18 protein-coding genes are annotated in these 17,553 nt (G+C 70.6%); 6 read left to right on the top strand and 12 right to left on the bottom strand.

The features are described 5' to 3' along the window. Nucleotides 1–8: 8 nt before the first annotated feature. Genes OU416_RS03125 through OU416_RS03105 form a run of 5 tightly spaced genes read right to left on the bottom strand, consistent with a single transcriptional unit; the run spans nucleotide 9 to nucleotide 5,580 of the window. Nucleotides 9–1,571, bottom strand: coding sequence for an N-acyl-D-amino-acid deacylase family protein (locus OU416_RS03125; protein WP_270925248.1), 1,563 nt, complete (start codon nucleotides 1,569–1,571; stop codon nucleotides 9–11). A gap of 14 nt (nucleotides 1,572–1,585) precedes the next feature. Next, nucleotides 1,586–3,013 (bottom strand): Na+/H+ antiporter NhaC family protein, encoded by a 1,428-nt coding sequence (locus OU416_RS03120; protein ID WP_270925247.1) that lies wholly within the window; start codon nucleotides 3,011–3,013, stop codon nucleotides 1,586–1,588. After that, entirely contained in the window at nucleotides 3,010–4,128 is a 1,119-nt protein-coding gene (gene menC, locus OU416_RS03115) for an o-succinylbenzoate synthase (protein WP_270925246.1), read from the bottom strand. The genes OU416_RS03120 and menC overlap by 4 nt, the downstream gene beginning before the upstream one ends. Then, nucleotides 4,128–4,799, bottom strand: a complete 672-nt coding sequence (locus tag OU416_RS03110) for a MurR/RpiR family transcriptional regulator (protein WP_270925245.1) — start codon at nucleotides 4,797–4,799, stop codon at nucleotides 4,128–4,130. Before OU416_RS03110 ends, menC begins: the two co-directional genes overlap by 1 nt. After that, the gene (locus OU416_RS03105; protein ID WP_270925244.1) at nucleotides 4,786–5,580 is read right to left on the bottom strand and encodes a GNAT family N-acetyltransferase; all 795 of its coding nucleotides are present in this window, start codon (nucleotides 5,578–5,580) and stop codon (nucleotides 4,786–4,788) included. The genes OU416_RS03110 and OU416_RS03105 overlap by 14 nt, the downstream gene beginning before the upstream one ends. 140 nt (nucleotides 5,581–5,720) lie before the next feature. On the opposite strand from OU416_RS03105, the gene OU416_RS03100 reads away from it, so the two are divergent. The 3 genes from OU416_RS03100 (at nucleotide 5,721) to OU416_RS03090 (ending at nucleotide 8,351) form a co-directional block, all read left to right on the top strand. Next, nucleotides 5,721–6,842, top strand: a complete 1,122-nt coding sequence (locus OU416_RS03100) for a M20/M25/M40 family metallo-hydrolase (RefSeq protein ID WP_270925243.1) — start codon at nucleotides 5,721–5,723, stop codon at nucleotides 6,840–6,842. Nucleotides 6,843–6,909: 67 nt separating this feature from the next. Further along, entirely contained in the window at nucleotides 6,910–7,839 is a 930-nt protein-coding gene (locus tag OU416_RS03095; RefSeq protein WP_270925242.1) for a redoxin family protein, read from the top strand. Between the two features lie 206 nt (nucleotides 7,840–8,045). Then, nucleotides 8,046–8,351: a peptidase associated/transthyretin-like domain-containing protein gene (locus OU416_RS03090; RefSeq protein ID WP_270925241.1), complete on the top strand. Its 306-nt coding sequence runs from the start codon at nucleotides 8,046–8,048 to the stop codon at nucleotides 8,349–8,351. 74 nt (nucleotides 8,352–8,425) lie between these two features. Here OU416_RS03090 and OU416_RS03085 read toward each other — a convergent pair whose 3' ends face one another. Then, a complete protein-coding gene (locus tag OU416_RS03085) occupies nucleotides 8,426–9,250 on the bottom strand; it encodes an LLM class F420-dependent oxidoreductase (RefSeq protein WP_270925240.1) in 825 nt (274 codons plus the stop codon). After that, nucleotides 9,247–9,633: a MerR family transcriptional regulator gene (locus OU416_RS03080; protein ID WP_270925239.1), complete on the bottom strand. Its 387-nt coding sequence runs from the start codon at nucleotides 9,631–9,633 to the stop codon at nucleotides 9,247–9,249. Before OU416_RS03080 ends, OU416_RS03085 begins: the two co-directional genes overlap by 4 nt. A gap of 91 nt (nucleotides 9,634–9,724) precedes the next feature. Here OU416_RS03080 and OU416_RS03075 point away from each other — a divergent pair, with 91 nt between their 5' ends. Further along, entirely contained in the window at nucleotides 9,725–10,426 is a 702-nt protein-coding gene (locus OU416_RS03075; RefSeq protein WP_270925238.1) for a class I SAM-dependent methyltransferase, read from the top strand. 26 nt (nucleotides 10,427–10,452) lie between these two features. On the opposite strand, the gene OU416_RS03070 is transcribed toward OU416_RS03075, so the two are convergent. The 5 genes from OU416_RS03070 to OU416_RS03050 form a co-directional block, all read right to left on the bottom strand. Continuing rightward, on the bottom strand, nucleotides 10,453–10,749 hold the full coding sequence (locus OU416_RS03070) for a YciI family protein (RefSeq protein WP_270925237.1): 297 nt from the start codon (nucleotides 10,747–10,749) through the stop codon (nucleotides 10,453–10,455). A 15-nt stretch (nucleotides 10,750–10,764) separates the two neighbouring features. Next, nucleotides 10,765–12,102, bottom strand: coding sequence for a short-chain fatty acid transporter (locus OU416_RS03065; protein WP_270925236.1), 1,338 nt, complete (start codon nucleotides 12,100–12,102; stop codon nucleotides 10,765–10,767). A 41-nt stretch (nucleotides 12,103–12,143) separates the two neighbouring features. Then, entirely contained in the window at nucleotides 12,144–13,193 is a 1,050-nt protein-coding gene (locus OU416_RS03060) for a cyclase family protein (protein ID WP_270925235.1), read from the bottom strand. Between the two features lie 55 nt (nucleotides 13,194–13,248). Then, entirely contained in the window at nucleotides 13,249–14,580 is a 1,332-nt protein-coding gene (locus OU416_RS03055) for an MFS transporter (protein WP_270925234.1), read from the bottom strand. Between the two features lie 193 nt (nucleotides 14,581–14,773). Then, complete coding sequence (locus OU416_RS03050) at nucleotides 14,774–15,673, bottom strand: LysR family transcriptional regulator (protein WP_270925233.1); 900 nt, start codon at nucleotides 15,671–15,673, stop codon at nucleotides 14,774–14,776. A 123-nt stretch (nucleotides 15,674–15,796) separates the two neighbouring features. On the opposite strand from OU416_RS03050, the gene OU416_RS03045 reads away from it, so the two are divergent. Next, a complete protein-coding gene (locus tag OU416_RS03045) occupies nucleotides 15,797–16,759 on the top strand; it encodes a CoA transferase subunit A (protein ID WP_270925232.1) in 963 nt (320 codons plus the stop codon). After that, on the top strand, nucleotides 16,759–17,553 hold the full coding sequence (locus OU416_RS03040; protein ID WP_372907202.1) for a CoA-transferase subunit beta: 795 nt from the start codon (nucleotides 16,759–16,761) through the stop codon (nucleotides 17,551–17,553). Before OU416_RS03045 ends, OU416_RS03040 begins: the two co-directional genes overlap by 1 nt.

Genomic DNA, 17,553 nt, shown 5'->3' with positions numbered 1-17,553 from the left:
CCGGAGCCTCACGCCGAGGTCAGCACCGCTCCCCCGCGCTCCCCGGTCGGGCTGCCGTCGAGGAGCGCCGGCACGCCGTTGACCAGCACCGCCGAGCATCCCGACGCCAGCTGCCACGGCTGCTCGAAGGTGGAGTTGTCGATGATCTCGGCCGGGTCGAGCACCACGACGTCGGCGGCCTTGCCCGCGGCGAGCACCCCGCGGTCGGCCAGCCCGATCCTGGCCGCGGGCAGCGACGTCATCTTGCGCACCGCGTCCTCCAGCGACAGCACCCCGCGTTCCCGCACGTAGCGGCCGAGCACCCGGGCGAAGGTGCCGAAGCTGCGCGGGTGCGGACGGCCCTCGCCGCGCTCGGTCATGGTCCAGCCGTCGCTGGCCACCGACACCCACGGGTGCCGGAGCACGGTGTCGACGTCGGCCTCGCTCATCGCGTGGTTCACGATCATCACGTTCGCCGCGTGCGCCGCCAGCACGCGCAGCGCTGCTTCAGCGGGGTCCACGCCGTCCCGGCGGCCGATCTCCGCGACCGACAGCCCGATGTCCGCGCTCCGCGCTCCGATCGGGAGATCGGCGATGACCAGGCCCTCCGGGTCGATGTCGCGGCCGAACCTGGCCCGCAGCTCGGCGGCGATGCGTTCCCGGGCGGCCGGATCGGCCAGCCTCGCCAGGAGCGCGTCCTTGCCGCCGTCGACCGCCCACGGGCTCAGGCGCGACACCAGCGAGGTGCTGGAAGCCGTGTACGGGTAGACGTCGGCGGTGACGTCCACACCCCGCTGCCGGGCCGCGTCGATGAGCGCGAGGGCTTCCACGACCTTGCCGTGGTTCTCCGGGCCCATCGCTTTGAGGTGCGAGATCTCCAAGCGGGCGCCCGCGAGTTCCGCGGCGTCGATCGCTTCGCGAACCGCGTCGAGCAGCGTCGCCGCCTCGTTGCGCACGTGCGTGGAGTACAGCAGTCCGGCCGAGGCCGCCGCGGCGACCAGAGCGCGCACTTCCGCGGTGTCGGCGAACACTCCTGGGGCGTAGATCAGCCCGGTGGAGAAGCCGACTGCTCCCTGCCGCGCGGCGGTTCTCACCAGCTCGCACATCTTCTCGAGCTCGGCCGCCGTCGGCGCCCGGTCGGCGTCGCCGAGCACCGCCAGCCGCACCGCGTTGTGGCCGACCTGCAGCGCGACGTTGACCGCCGTTCCTTCGACGACCTCGCGGAATCCCGCCGCATCGCGCCACTTCCAGCTCAGCGCGCGGTCGTCGATGATGCTGGCGCGGCGGATCAGGCCCAGGTCGGTGAACGGGAACGGCGAGTGCCCGCAGTTGCCGGTCACCAGCGTCGTCACGCCCTGGTGGAGCTGGGTGACGGCCGCCGGGGAGCCCTCCAGGGTGTAGTCGGCGTGCGAGTGCAGGTCGATGAAGCCGGGCGCGACGACCTGCCCGGTGGCGTCGATCTCCCGCCGCCCGGTCAGCTTCCCGAAGCTCACCTCGGCGATCCGGCCACCGGTGATGCCGATGCTGCCAGGCCGTCGCGGCGCCCCGGTCCCGTCGACCAGCTCACCGCCGTTGATCACGACGTCGAACATGCGCTTCTCCTCTCTCAGCTGGTCTCGAAGAACAGGATCACCGCGTACATCAGGCAGCACGGCACCAGCAGCGCGAAGCCGGTCAGCAGGATGTTCTTCAGGTTCGTCGAGCGGGCCAGGCTCATCGAGCCGACCATGTTGGCGTTCGGGAACGGGCCGTAGGTGTCGGCCTTGGAGGCGAACAGCAGCACCACGACCCAGGCCCCCGCGGTGATGCCGAGGCTGGCCGCGAGCTCACCGAAGACCTTGTCCAGCAGCACCACCTGCGCGGCGGTCGCACCGGGCACTCCGACCCAGCCGAGCGCGGCGATCAGCAGCGCGAAGGCGAACGGCGACAGGCCCCGCATGTCCGTGCCGTAGGTGTCGAGGATGACCTGGAACGGCTGCAGCTCGTCGATCCCGGCGAACAGCACCGCCAGCAGCCAGAACAGCAGGAACACGTTCACCAGCCGGGCCGCGCCCCGGTACATCTGGACCGCGATCCCGGTCGGGCTCAGGCCGCCGACCAGCCCGGCCACGATGCCCAGCACCGGCAGCGCGAGCAGCGGGAACGTGGTGCCCGCGCCGGAGACGATCGCGTAGCCGACGCTGGCGACCAGGACCAGGGCGAACGCCGCGGTCGCCCGCCCGCTGCGCCGCTTCGGCCCGTCGTCGGTGGCGCCGAGGTCGGCGGCGTCGTAGTCGTCGCCGGTGCCCTCGGTCCGCCGCTGCATCCACGGCACGATCACCAGGCCCGCGACCAGCGACAGCACCGCCAGCGGCCCCGCGCCGTAGAGCAGGTACTGCAGGTAGCCGACCTCGGCCGCGCTCATGATCGCGACGTTGGAACCGGCGAAGGGCGCCACCGCCAGACCGGCGCAACCACCGGTGAACATCATCGCCGCCGTCGCCGAGCGGGTGAAGCCGAGCCGGGCCACGACCGGCAGCAGCAGCGGCGCGGCGATCGCCAGCGCGCCGGCCAGGGTGCCGAGGCTGGCGACCAGGAGCAGGCAGGAGACCATCACGCCCAGCGTCGCGGCGGTGCGGTTGCGCTCGCCGACCACGCGCATCACACCGCGCACGATGGTCGCCGCGATGCCGGTGCTGCGCAGGATCTCGCCGACCCCGGCACCGAGCATGATCACCAGGCCGATGACGGTGACCTGGTCGCCGAGCGATTCGCCGAGCAGCTCGCCGACCGCGGCCGGGGTGGGCAGCATGATCAGCAGCGCGGAGACCACCGCGACGACGGTGGCCACCATGATGTCCATGCCCAGCAGCGCGAGCGCCGCGTAGAGCACGATCGGCACCAGTCCCCACAACGTCGGGGCCTGGACGAACGGGCCGAGCGCGCCGGACAGGACGAGGCCGCCGATGGCGGTGGTGGTGATGATCAGTCTCCGGGCCCGGGACACCGGGGCCTCGGTGCGCGGCGGAGCGCCGGCGCTGTCCACATCGCTCATGAGGACTGCTTTCTGTGGGTCTGGTGGCTGTGCTCGGCGATGAAGTCCTCATCGACCTCGACGCCGAGCCCCGGGGTGGTGGGCACGGCGACGACCCCGTCGTGCGCGACCAGCGGCGGGTTCACCACATCGCTGGCGTAGTACTTCTCCGACGCCGAGACGTCGGAGGGCAGGCTGAAACCGGGCAGGCTGGAGAGCGCGACGTTGGCGATCCGGCCGATGCCGAACTCGTGCATCCCGCCGCACCACACCGGCCACCCCGCGTCGCGGGCCAGGTCGTGCGCGGCCACCGCGGTGGTCAGCCCGCCCATCCGGGACGCCTTGATGTTGAGGACGCGGCCCGCCCGCAGCGCGATCGCGGTGCGCAGATCGTCCAGCGTGTCCACGGATTCGTCCAGGCAGACCGGGGTTTCGATGCTCGCCTGCAGTTGCGCGGAGGGCAGCAGCGCGCGGGGCGCGAACGGCTGCTCGATCATCGCCAGCTCGAAGTGGTCGAGTTCGCGCAGCACGGCGCGGTGCTCCGGGACGTCCAGGTAGGCGCCGTTGGCGTCGACGTGCAGGTTCAGCCGCGGGAACGCCGCGCGCACCTGCTTGACCGGTTCGACGTCCCAGCCGGGGGCGATCTTCAGCTTCACCCGCGGATACCCGGCGTCGACCTGGCGCTGCACCTGCTCCAGCAGGTCGTCGATGGTGGGCTCGATGCCCAGCGACACCCCGGCCACCACGGATTCCCGCGAACCGCCGAGGGCTTCGGCCAGCGGGATCCCCTGCTGCGCGGTCCACAGCGCCCAGCCCGCGGCGTCGATCCCGGCGGCGGCGAAGCGGTGCCCGCGCACCTTCCCGTACAGCTCGCCGAGCTCGCGCGGGTGCTCGACCTCGCGGCCGAGGACGGCGGGCAGCAGGTACTCGGTGGCGATCAGCCAGCTGGTCCCGACCGTGTCGGAGGCGTAGTAGGGATCGCTCGGCGAGGCGATCTCGCCCCAGCCGACGGCTCCGGTCTCGTCGACCAGCCGCACCAGGATGTGCTCCAGGTGGCTCTTGCGGTGCGAGCTGGTCTGGAAGCTGTGCTTCAACGGCAGCCGGACGCGGTGCAGCGTCGCGCTGTCGATCTTCATCAGGTCTCCGATCGGGGGTTGTCGGCTTCGTCGGCGTAGATGCCCAGTGCGCGGGAGAAGCGGTCCCGCTCGCCGAAGCGGCGTTGTGCGCCCTTGGCGCTGGCGGTGATCAAGGTGGCCAGCACGTGCGACACCGCGGCCACCGCCGTCGGGGAGTCCGAATAGGACGCGCTCTCGGTCTGCACCACGATCACCGCGTCCGCGACGGCGGCCAGCGGCGCGTCCTCGGCATCGGTGACCACGACCAGGGTGCCGCCGGAGGCGGCGAACTGGCGGGCGACCTCGATGCTCTCCCGGCGGTAGCGGCGCAGCGAGAAGACGACCAGCACATCGCTGGAGCGCACCTCGGTGAGCACGTCGACGGCCTGCACGATCCGGCCGTCGATGGTGGTCACGTTCGACAGCGAGGCGCCGAGGTCGGCCGACAGCAGGCACGCGTAGGCGAAGGACTTGCCCGCGCCCAGGATGAACCGGCGGCGCGCCTTCACCACCAGCGCGGCGGCCCGCTCCACCGAGCCGTCCCTGGCGATCGACTCCATCGCCGCGTCCAGCGACCGGATCTCCTGCTCGGCGATCCGCTGCTGAAGCACAGCGGCCGAACGGCGCTGCACGCGCGCGTCGAAGCGCTGGCGCGGGCTGGTCAGGTCGCGGTTGGTGTCATGCGCGGTCATGGTCGCCTCCGGTGATCGGGTTACGGGCGAACCAGTAAACCGAGGTCTCCCCCGACACCTGACGGCAGGAGCGGGCGACGAGACCGCGGGCCAGGAACTCGTGGAACCCGGCGCGCACCGCGGCTCGCAACTCGGCGGCGCGGCCGGGTTCGAGCAGCGCCGGGTCCGAGGGGAGCACGAGCCGGCCGTGCGCGCCGAAGTCCTGCCAGGTTCCCCATTCGGCACGGGTGACCGGCGGGTTCGGCTCGGCAGGGGCGAAGGGTGCGGGTGAGCGCTCCAGGTCCCACTCGACGACGACCCGGTCCGAGTGCTCGTGCAGGTAGAAGTCGTCGACGTACCAGCGGCCTGCCGCGCCCAGGACGTCGAGGTTGAAGTGCGCGTTGCGGGAGATCAGCGGGTCGTAGCTCCAGCGCATGTAGCGCATCCCGGTGTCCCGGGCGACCGCGGCCTGCGCCTGCTTGAGCCTGCGGCCGAGCCCGAGGCCCTGGCTCTCCGGCGCGACGACCGCGGCCTGCGAGTAGTGGTACATGCGCGTGCCGTCACCGCCGCGCATGCCGTAGGCGAAGCCGAGCAGCGCGCCGTCGGCGGCCACCGCTCCGACGACCGAACCGCCGTTGCGCAGCAGCGCCGTCAGCAGCGGCGGGCTCAGCCCGACGTCGGAATCGCGGTAGCCGAAAACGCGCCGGTACAGCGCGGCGGCCTGCCGCTGCAGCTCGGCGGTGTCCAGGTCCCGGACGACGAAATCGGCCGCCCGGAGCCCCGATGCCGGTCCGCGTCCCACGACCCCTCCTTCACGCAGCGCATCGGCGCCATCGCCCCGAGTCGCCAACATATGAAACGTAACTCGCACAAGATGAGTCCATATTTTCCTTTTGTCAACGGTCTTGTGCGGACAAGTTCGGGCATATACGTTTCGTATCCGTGAGTCAGACGCTCTCCATCCAGCCGATGCGCGACCGGCTGCACCGCTACGTCCAGCTGGAAACGCCGAGCGGAGGCGCAGACGCGCTCGACGCGCTGCTCGATCTGCTGGAGCCGCGCTACGCCGAACTCGGCGCCCGCACCGAGCGGCACCCGAGCGCCACCGGCGCCAACCTGGTCGCGCACTTCCCCGGCACCGGCGACAAGCAGCACGAACGACCGGTCCTGTGCCTGGGCCACCACGACACGGTGTGGCCGGTCGGCGCGCTCGACGGCCCGGTGCCGTGGCTGGAGCAGGACGGCCGGATCCACGGGCCAGGCGTGTACGACATGAAGGGCGGCCTCGTCGTCTTCGAGACCGCCGTCGAGCTCCTCGCCCAGCGCGGCAGCGCGCACCGGCCGATCACGATGATCCTGGTCGCCGACGAGGAAGTCGGCTCCCCCTCGGCCCGCGAGCTCGTCGCCGAGCACTCCCGCGACGCGATCGCGGCCCTGGGCTTCGAACCCCCGCACCCCGACGGCGCGGTCAAGACCTCCCGCTGGGGCAGCACCCGCGTCCGAATCCGCGTGACGGGCCGGGAATCGCACGCCGCGCTGGCCCCGGAGGACGGCGCGTCGGCGATCGAGGAGCTGCTCGACCAGCTGCTGGTCGTGCGCCGGATCGCCGCCGAGCACCCGGCCATGCTGTGCAACCTCGGCACGATCTCCGGCGGCGGCCGCACGAACGTGGTGCCCGGCGAGGCGTGGTGCGAGATCGGCCTGCGCTTCACCGACACCGCGACCGAAACCTCCGCACTGGCGGCGCTGCAGCGCCTGACACCCGTCCGCCCCGGCACGACCGTCACCGCGGACATCCTCACCAGCCGTCCAGTGTGGACAGAACCGGAATCCACCGAACTCACCGACGTGCTGACCCGCGCCGCGCGAGCCGTCGGTCAGGAAACCACCGGACGCCCGGCGGCCGGAGCAGCCGACACCAACCTGACCGGATCGCTGGGAGTCCCGAGCCTCGACGGCCTGGGCCCGGTCGGCCGCGGAGCCCACGCCCCGGACGAGCAGATCATCGCGGCCACCCTCCCCGAACGAGCAACCCTGACCGCCTCCCTGCTGGCCCACCTCTGACTGATTCGGAGGTCGTCCTTGACCTTGCCCCCAGGGGCAAGGTTTAACGTGCCATCGGAGGTGAATGGTGCGCATCGGCGAGCTCGCACAGCGAGCGCAGGTCTCGGCCAAGGCGATCCGCTACTACGAGCAGCTCGGCTTGGTGACTCCCCTTCGCGGGTCCAACGGCTACCGCAGTTATGACGAGTCCCACGTGCGGCTGGTCGAGGAGATCCGGGAGCTCGCCGCCGACGGGATCCCGCCAAGCCGGGCGAGACCGTTCATCGAGTGCCTGGGCAGCGGCCACGTGCACAGCGACGACTGCGTGACCTCCCTGATCGCATATCGCGACAGCATCGCCGAGCTGGACCGCACGATCGCCGCCCTCACCGCCCGGCGCGACCTGCTCATCCGCAGGCTGCACCGTGGTGCCACCCGAAGTTTCACCGAGGAGAACGGGATGACCGACTACACCACCCTCCCCGAGGGCCTGCCCGTCCCCGAAGACGACGGAGCCGCCGACCACCTGTCCGGCATGTCGCTTCCCGCCCTCACCCTGAGTGCCAGCAACGGGCAGGACGTCGACCTCGGTGCCCTCGCACCCGGCCGGACGATCATCTACTGCTACCCCCTGACCGGGCGTCCCGGCACAGACCTGCCTGAAGGGTGGGACGCCATCCCGGGAGCGCGCGGGTGCTCCACGGAGGCGTGCGACTTCCGAGACCACTTCGCCGATCTGCAACAGGCCGGAGTTTCACAGGTCTTCGGCCTGTCCAGCCAGGACGCGGAGTACCAAGCCGAGCTCGTCGAACGACTGCACCTGCCGTTCCCGATGCTCTCAGATCCACGCTTGACAATGGCGGATGCACTCCGGCTGCCGACCTTCGAGGCCCCCGGCCACGACCGCCTCTACTCGCGACTCACGCTGGTGATCTCCAACGGCCGCATCGAACACGTCTTCTACCCCGTCTTCCCGCCCAACGCACACGCCCAGCAGGTTCTCGACTGGCTGACCTAGAGCACGAAGCTCGGCCAGGCCAAGCCGCCGTGACGGCACAGCCAGCAGCCCCCGATGATCAGGACCTGTTCGCGGATCGCCTCGCCTACCCTGTTGAAGATCGATTCCGGGGTCAACGTTCTGAGACGAGCCACTAGCGTGGGGCGGATACTCCAGTCCCGCCTACCCCCGGTTCCCAGTCGCAAGAACGAGGAGGCACGAGCACTGTGCAGCCGAACAGTCTGGCTCCGCGCTACGGGCATGTTGTGGGCGTGGTGCACGCGCTCGACGGAACACTTCGTCCTGGATGCACGGTCGTTCCGACGTCTGCGGATGAACCGGCGCAGTACGTCCCGGAGCTTGCCGTGTTCTCCGATCAGCAAGGCCGCTACAGCTGGAACCTCCGACCGGGCCGCTACTCCGTGCAGGCCCTGTACTACTCGTCCGCTGATTCCTCCACGGTTCTCGGCAGCCCGGCAGAAGTCGTCATCAAGTCCGATCAAACCGCAACTCTTGATTTGACCGTGCCGTAAGTCATCCGCTGTCGTCCGTTCAAGGCACGATTGTCATCCCTGATCGAGCGCGCACAGGCGACCGCACTGGCGTCTCACCCCGAGTAGCGAGTGATCAGGGCCGCGAGCTCGTCGAGCTTGTGCAGTGCCGCGGGCTCCGGCATGAAGTCCAGGTGGAACGTGGCGCGGTCGGCTCCGGCCTCGGCGAACCGGTCCAGGGTTGCCAGGTCGTTCTCGTCGGCGGGCACGTTCACGACCACACCGGTTCGGCCTCGCGCGGCCAGCTGCGAGCGCATGTCCTGGACGTCCTCCGGTGCGACCACCAGCGGGAACCAGCCGTCGCCGTGCTCGATCACCCGGCGGCGCGCGGCGCGGCTGTGGCCGCCGATGTAGATGGGCGGGTGCGGGCGCTGGACCGGTTTCGGCCACTGGTGCATCGGGCCGAAGTTCACGTGCTCGCCGTGGAAGCTCGGCTCCTCCTCGGTCCAGATCTCCTTCAGCGCCGCCAGCTGCTCGTCCATCAGGCGGCCGCGGGTGCGCGGATCGACGCCGTGGTTGCGCATCTCCGCCTCGTTCCAGCCCGCGCCTACGGCGCGGAGCACCCGACCGCCCGAGAGCAGGTCGAGGGTCGCCACTTCCTTCGCGGTGTGGATGACGTCGCGTTGCACCAGGATCGCGATGCCGGTGCCCAGCCGGAGCCGCTCGGTGACCGAGGCGGCCGCGGTCAGCGCCAGGAACGGGTCCAGCCCGCGGTAGTACTCGCGGCCCGGCGCCGAGCCGTCCGGCAGCGTCGTGCCGCTGGGGATGTGGGAGTGCTCGGCCAGGAACAGCGACTCGAATCCCCGTTCCTCCAGCGCTTTCGCCAGCGCGTCCGGCCGGATGGTCTCATCGGTCGCGAACGTCGAGATACCGATCTTCACCGCTGCTCCTCCCGCTGCTCGCGCAGGCGCGCCACCCGGCGGGCCAGCCTGTCCCGGTGCTCCTGGATCCTGGCCATCCGCTCGTCGAGCACCGCCAGCCGCGCTTCGTGGATCTCGAGCGCCTCGTCCACCCCGTCGCAGGGGAGGTGATCGGCCTGGTCCAGGCACGGTTCCACCCGCCGGACGTCCTCGATCGTCAGCCCGGCGGACAGCAGCTCGTGGACGTTGCGCACGCGGGTTTCGACGTCTTCGTCGTACTCCCGCCACCCGACCTCGGTGCGCCTGCTGCGCAGCAGGCCGCACTGCTCGTAGTACCGGAGGGAGCGCCTGCTGACGCCGGTGCGCGCCGCCAGCTCCCCGATCTGCACTGTTGCCTCGCCCATGCCGACGACACTAGGCGCTGACACCGGTGTCAAGGTCAAGCCCGGAAAAGCCGGTGGCCCTGCGCAACTCCGGTGTAGCAAGATCGGCGCAATGACCGATGCCGTGGGGCGGGAAGCGCAGTACGAGCGCTTCGCCGACGAGTTCGCCGAGCACGCCGAGGACGGGTTCCACAACGCTCACTACGACCGGCCGGCTTGTCTGGAGCTGCTCGGGGACGTCGCCGGGAAGCGCGTTCTCGATGCGGCCTGCGGGCCCGGGTTCTACGCCGCCGAACTCGTCGCGCGCGGGGCGCAGGTGGTCGGCTGCGACATCAGTCCGCGGATGGTCGAGCTCGCCGCGCAGCGCGTGCCGTCGGCGGAGTTCCGAGTGCACGACCTGGCCGAACCGCTGGACTGGCTGCCGGATTCCTCGGTCGACCTGGTGCTCTTCGCGCTCGCCGTGGAGTACCTGGACGACCGGCTGGCCGCGCTCCGGGAGCTGCGGCGGGTGCTGCGGCCGGGCGGTGCGCTGGTGCTCTCGCGGATGCACCCGACCGGGGACTGGCTTCGGCACGGCGGCAACTACTTCGAATCGCGAGTGGTCGAGGAGGTCTGGAGCCGCGGGTGGCACGTGCGGTTCTGGACCGCGCCGCTGGAGGTGACCTGCGAGGAGCTCTTCGAAGCCGGGTTTCTCATCGAGCGCCTGCGGGAACCGCGTCCGGCCGAGTCCGCCGCGGCGATCTCGCCGGAGCGCTACGAGCGGCTCACCCGGGAACCGACCGGTTTCCTCGCCATCCGCGCCCGTCCCGCCTGACCCCCCGCCAGGCGGGACGGTGCGCGCTACAGGTAGCCCCTGCCGTCCAGGTAGGCCTTGCGCCACCGCACGATCTTCACCTCGGCGAACAGGTCGGCCAGCGTGAACGGATCGCGCGCGATGAACTCCTCGGCCTCGGCGCGGGTTTCCACGTCCAGCAGGTAGACCCCGCCGGAGGCCGCTTCCCCGTCGTCGGCGAGCTTGGCGCCGCAGGCCAGCAGCAGCTCCTTGTGCTCTTCGAGGAACGCCAGGTGCGCGGGCCGGTGGTCCAGCCGCACCCGCTGGTGGTCGGGCTTGTCGAAGGTCTCGATGAAGTAAGGCATGTTCTCCCTCCCGGATCAGCCGAGGAATCCCCACAGCAGGATCGCCGCGATGTAGATCAGGCCGACCCAGAACATCATGATCACCGTGTAGCCCATGACGTCCTTGAGGCGGAGCCGGGACAGGGCCAGCGCGGGCAGGATCCAGAACGGCTGCACCAGGTCGTTCCAGGCGTTGCCGAGCATCACCGACATCGCCACGTCCGGCATCGGGGCGCCGATCGCGTTGGCCGCGTCGACCATGAACGGCCCCTGGATCACCCAGTGCCCGCCGCCCGACGGGGCGAAGAAGTTGATCACGAAGGAGCTGATCAGGCCCCAGAAGCCCAGCGTCTCCGGGGTGGAGATGTCCACGAACACCTGCGAGATCGTGCCGACCAGGCCGGAGGCGGCCATGATCGCCATGATGCCCGCGTAGAACGGGTACTGGAGGATGATGCCGGAGATGGTCTTGATGCCCTCGCCGAGCTTGGCGACGTAGGCCGCCGGGGTGCCCAGCAGCAGGATTCCCAGGAACAGGATGAAGAAGTTCACCAGGTCCAGGTCGGCGGCGCCGCCGTGGATGAAGTACACGACGACGTAGATCATCCCGAGCGCGCCGATCAGCAGGCTCAGGACGCGGCTGTTGTTCAGCCGCGAGGCCACCGTGACCGCGCCGAAGTCCTCGGGCTCCACCGCCTTGCTCCTGCTCTCGACGTGCAGCGCGGGGTCGATCTCGGTGACCGGCTGCCCCGGCTTGGGGTGCAGCAGCGCGTTGAGGACCGGCAGGGTGAGCAGCACCGCGAGCGCGGTCAGCAGCATCGGCAGCGAGAAGATGGTCTCGGCCAGCGCGATGACGCCCATCTTGCTCTCCAGCGTGTGCCCGCTGGTGGAGATGGTCAGCGGGATCGTCGCCGACAGGCCGAGGCCGTACATGGTGAACCCGCTGTAGGCCGCGGCGATGATCAGCGGGTAGTGCACGCCGGGCACCTTCAGCGCCAGCTTCTTCGCCACGATCCCGCCGATGACCAGGCCGAAGCCCCAGTTCAGGTAGGAGCCGACGGAGCCGATCAGGGTCGCCACCGCCACCGCGGTGCGCGGCGAGTGCACCCGGCTGACCACCGCGTCGAGCACCCGGTCGGTGACCGGCGCGCTGGCCAGCACGTAGCCCATCGCCAGGATGACGGCCATCTGCGTGGTGAACGACAGCAGGTTCCAGAACCCGTCGCCCCAGGCCTCGGTGATCTCGATGAAGCCCTTGCCCTCCACCGTCAGCGCCAGCAGCAGGGTGAGGAAGGTCAGCCCGATCGCGAAGACGAACGGATCGGGCAGGTACCGGCGCATCAGCTCGGTGAAGAAGTTGGCGATCTTGGACATCGGTGCTTTCCTTGCCGACCGGGAGGTCCCGGCGCGTTGATCTAGACGGTGGCGACCGGGGTGACCGGCGAGCCGGCCGCTCCGGGCAGGTTCAGCGGCGGAGCGGTGAGCAGGAACCGGCTGCGGCCGCGGGCTCGCAGGTGCTCGGCGAGCGGGGTGAGCCGCCACAGCTCACCGAGGTGCACCCCGAGCTTGAACAGGCAGTGCTCGTGCAGCGGCAGCACCGCGTTGGGCACCGGCGCTTCCGGGGCCGGGAACGCCTCGACCGCGTAGTTGTCGGCGACCAGCGCGGCCAGGCCGGAATCGGTGATCCAGCGCAGCAGGTCCGGGTCGCGCCCGTTGAGGACGGCACCGGAGCCGTGCAGCACCTCGGGGTCCGGGTCACCGGCCATCGCCACGACCTGCTCGGCGAAACCGGTGTGCAGGCAGACGATGTCGCCCTCCTCCACCACGATCCGGTCGGCGGCGATGATCTCGGCGAGCTGCTGGTAGCCGACCAGCGTGCGCTCGTCGCCGAGGTGGGCCCGCAGGTCGATCAGCACCGCGCGGCCCTGCACCGCGGTGCGAGCCATGTGGTCGATCCCGAGCGGACCGGCGGTGGAGGTGCTGCGGTCGTGCAGCGACGCCGTTCCCGCGTCGTCCACCCCGGACGGCCCGAGCACGTGCTCGTCGGCGCGGAAGCCGTTGTAGAACACCGGTTCCGGCACCCCGTCGCCGTCGGCGTCGAACATCGACCCGGCGTGGGCCAGGGAGTCCCACTGCGTCGAGTACTGCAGGTGCAGGACGGCGAGGTCGTCGCAGAGCACGTCGGTGTGACCGGGGTGCAGCCGGTCCATGCCGAAGTTGAAGTTGACCTGGCCCGCGCGCAGGTTCGGGCGCAGCACCGGCGGGAACCGGTTGGGGTTCAAGGCGGTTCCGCCGGGCAGGTCCAGCGGCAGGCGCAGGCAGAAGCTGCGGCCCTCCACGACCTCGGCGACACCGGCGCGCACCTTCTCCGGGGTGATCAGGTTGAGCCGGCCGAGGTTGTCGTCGGGACCGAATTCGCCCCAGTTGGAGCCCTCGGGCCGCCGCACCCAGCGCGGGTTCTGCATGGAAACCTCCAGTGCGGTGCGGCTTCCCGCGCACGGGAAGCCGCACCGGTTCGGATCAGGCCGGGACGGCCTCGGCACGCGCGTTCCCGGCGTGCGCGCGGTCGTCGTAGTTGGGGCGGCGCAGGAGCAGCAGCATGCAGCCCAGCGTCAGCAGCACCTGGAAGATCGCGTAGGCGATCACCGCGGTGATGGAACCGGAGAGGTTCAGCAGGAACTGGCCCACGATCGGCGTGGTGCCGCCGAGGATCGTGCCGCACAGCTGGTAGCACAGCGAGATGCCGGTGTAGCGGACGTGCGCCGGGAACCGGCTGGCCAGCATGCCCGCCAGCGCCGCGTAGTACAGGCAGTGCGGGATGGTCGCGATCGCCACGCCGAACATCGCCAGGTAGTAGTCGTTCGTGCTGATCAGCACGAACATCAGCGGCAGCAGCACCACCTCGGGCAGCAGCATGATCGTCACCGCGCGGGACCAGCTGCGCATCTTGGTGGCGATGACCGCGCCGAAGGGCTGCGCGAAGATCTGCACGATGTTGGCGACCAGGATGATGGTCAGGAACGAGCTCTTGTCGAACTCCAGGGTGCTGGTGGCCCAGGACAGCGCGAAGGTCGACTTGAAGTAGGTGGCCGACAGGCCGATCGTGCAGGCGCCGATGCCCAGCGCGAGCAGCGTCGGGTGCGAGCGCACGACCTCCCAGAACGGCAGCTTGGCGACCTTCTTGCGCTCGATCAGGTTGGCCATCGCCGGCGACTCGGTGACCCGCATCCGGATGAACAGGCCCACCAGCACCAGCAGCGCGGAGGCCAGGAACGGGATGCGCCAGCCCCAGCCCAGGAACGCCTCGTCCGGCAGCTGGCTGATGGCCAGGAAGCTCAGCGTGCTCAGGGTGTTGCCGACCGGCGAGCCCTGCTGGGCGAAGGCGCCGTAGAGGATCGACTTGCCCTTGGGCGCGTGCTCGGAGGCGATCAGCACCGAGCCGCCCCACTCCCCGCCCAGGCCGATGCCCTGCACCATGCGGATGATCACCAGCAGGATCGGCGCCCACACGCCGATCTGGGCGTAGCCGGGCAGCAGGCCGATCAGGGTGGTCGCGATGCCCATCATCAGCAGCGTGATGACCAGCGTCTTCTTCCGGCCCAGCCGGTCGCCGATGTGGCCGAAGATGATGCCGCCGAGCGGGCGGGCCAGGAACCCGACCCAGAAGGTCGCGAACGCCACGAGAGTGCCGAGGGCACCGTCGAGCTCCGGGAAGAAGACCTTGTCGAAGACCAAGGCCGACGCCGTGCCGTAGATGTAGAAGTCGAACCACTCGATGGTCGAGCCGATGAAGGCTCCGATCCCGGCGCGGTTGGCCGTCCGGCTCTGCTCGCGCGCGTTGACCGCACCCATGCATTCTCCCTTGAAGCTTCGGTGCCGGTGAGCGCTCAGCACGCGCTCACGTCCCGATGTGATGGGGGCAACCGTGTCACCTCACACCAAGACTGTCCAATACAGAATCGGTGCGACAGCAAGACGCCACGCCTCTCAATCAGCGGCGTCTTGCCTGGTCACCGAGCAGGCCTGTCCCGTTCGCCCGGAATGTTCAGAGCTCGGCCGGGGTGGGCAGCGCTTCTTCGGCGATCTCCAGGACCGTGCGCAGGGCCGCCGAGGTGTTGTCGGTGCGCCAGGCCAGCGCGGCGTGCATCCGGGTCGGCTCACCCGCCAGCGGCCGGTAGACCAGGCCGGTCTGCTGGATGTGCTGGCAGGAGGTCAGCGTCAGCGTGATGCCGACGCCCGCGGCCACCAGCGCGAGGATCGTGTAGGAGTCCGGCGCCTCCTGGACGACCCTCGGGTTGAACCCGCCCGACACGCACGCCTTGACCAGCGCGTCGCGCAGGGTGGACCCGGCGTTGGCCGGGAAGCTGACGAACGGCTCCTCGGCGAGCTGCTCGATCGGAATGCGCTCCTGCTGGGCCAGCGGGTGGTCGGTGGGCAGCGCGCAGATCAGCTCCTCCACCTCGATCACCCGGGTCCGCACGCCGGGCTGGTTGACCGGGAGCCGGACGAAGCCCAGGTCCAGCGAGCCGTCGGCGACCTTGGCCAGCGCGACGTTGGCGTAGGTCTGCCCGCGCATCACCAGGTCCAGGCCCGGGTGCGCGGCGCGCACCGCGCGGGTCAGCAGCGGTAGCGATTCGTGGCTGGAGGCACCGGCGAAGCCGACGGTGACCCGCCCGTACTCGCCGCGGCCGGCGGCTTTGGCGGCGCGCACCGCGGTGTCGACGTCGTCGAGGACCGCGCGGGCCGGTTCCAGGAACGACTCCCCCGCGCTGGTCAGCCGCACCGACCTGGTGTTGCGCTCGAAGAGCTGGACGCCGAGCTCGCGCTCCAGCTGCCGGATCTGCTGGCTCAGCGGCGGCTGCGCCATCTGCAGCCGCTTTGCCGCCCGGCCGAAGTGCAGCTCCTCGGCGACGGCGACGAACGCGGTCAGGTAGCGAAGTTCCACGGCAGACCTCGGCAGATTCATCAGTGAACGCTCTTGATCCGACACTAATTCAGTATTGGACAGCTATCAATGGCGGCTGGCAGCGTGAGCTCGACCCGAACCGAGCACCGAGGAGCCCCGACGATGCACAAGCCGGTCGCCGAGCCGGTCCGCAGGCCGGACAAGACCACGACGATGCGGGAGGCGATCGCCGCCCACGTCACCGACGGGGCGACGGTAGCGCTGGAGGGCTTCACACACCTGATCCCGACCGCCGCCGGGCACGAGATCATCCGGCAAGGCCGCCGGGACCTCACGGTGGCGCGGATGACCGCCGACATCGTCACCGACCAGCTGATCGCCGGTGGCTGCGTGCGCAAGCTGGTGTCGTCGTTCGTGGGCAACTCCACCGCCGGTTCGCTCGGCGAGCTGCGCCGCCGCATCGAGACCGGGCAGCCCGAGCCGCTGGAGTACGAGGAGTACAGCCATTACGGGATGATCTGCCGCTACCTGGCGGGCGCCCAGCGGCTGCCGTTCTACCCGCTGCGCTCCTACGCGGGCAGCGACGTGCCGTCGGTCAACCCCGGCATCCGCAAGCTCACCTCGCCCTACCCCGGCCCGGACGGCGAGCCGGAGCAGATCTACGTGGTGCCGCCGCTGAACCCGGACGTCACGATCATCCACGCGCAGCGCGCGGACCGGGCGGGCAACACCCAGATCTGGGGCCTGACCGGCATCCAGGCCGAAGCCGCCTACGCCGCGCGGAAGGTGATCGTGGTGGTCGAGGAGGTGGTGGCCGACGAGGTGGTCCGCTCCGACCCGAACCGCACGGTCGTGCCCGCGCACGCGGTGGACGCGGTGGTCGAGTGCCCGCACGGCGCGCACCCGGCCTTCGCGCAGGGCTACTACGACCGCGACGGCGAGTTCTACCGCGGCTGGTCGCACATCAGCAAGGACCCCGAACGGCTGCAGCGGTGGCTCGACGAGTGGGTCCGCGGCACCGCCGACCACGCCGAGTACCTGGCCAAGCTGGGTGCCGGGACCCGGCAGCGGCTGTCGGTCGGCGAGGCGTGGAGCGAGCCGGTCAACTACGGACGTCGGCTCTGATGCCGGCCAGCGCAGGAGGAGTCGAGTTGAACACCGGAGCCGTCACGTCCTCGGAGCTGCTCGCCGCGGTCGCCTCGCGCGAGCTGGCCGGGAAGAACACCGTGTTCGCCGGGATCGGGCTGCCCACGCTGGCGGTGTCGCTGGCGCAGCTGACCGTGGCGCCCGACGTCGAGATCGTCTACGAGTCGGGGGTGTGCGGCGCGCACCCCTCGCACCTGCCGGAGACCATCGCCGATTCGGTGCTGATCACCGGTTCCGAGGCGGTGCTGTCGATGCCCGCGCTGTTCGGCTACGTGCTGCAGGGCGGCCGCATCGACGTCGGATTCCTCGGCGCCGCGCAGATCGACCGGTGGGGGAACCTGAACTCGTCGGTGATCGGCGAGTGGGACGCGCCGAAGGTGCGGCTGCCCGGTTCGGGCGGCGCGATGGAGGTGATGGCCAACTCCCGCGAGGTGTTCGTGGTGATGCGCCGCCACGACCCGCGCTCGCTGCCCGCCGAGCTCGACTTCTGCACCTCGCCGGGCCCGGACCGGGCGCTGCGCGACGGGATCCGGCCGCGCGGGGCGGGCGTCACGCGGGTGATCACCGATCTCGGCATCCTGGCCCGCGACGGCGTCGGCGAGGAGCTGCGCCTGGTCGCCACGCACCCGGGCGTCACGGTCGAGCAGGTCCGCGCGGCCACCGGCTGGGACCTCGCGGTGGCCGACGAGCTGGCCACCGTCGAGCCGCCCACCGAAGCCGAACTGGGCCTGCTGCGCGCGCAGGTCGACCCGGACCGGGTCTACCTCCGCTGA

It is taken from the genome of Saccharopolyspora indica, assembly GCF_027853965.1.
Lineage (GTDB): Bacteria > Actinomycetota > Actinomycetes > Mycobacteriales > Pseudonocardiaceae > Saccharopolyspora > Saccharopolyspora indica.
This window is presented reverse-complemented; position numbering and strand designations above follow the sequence as displayed.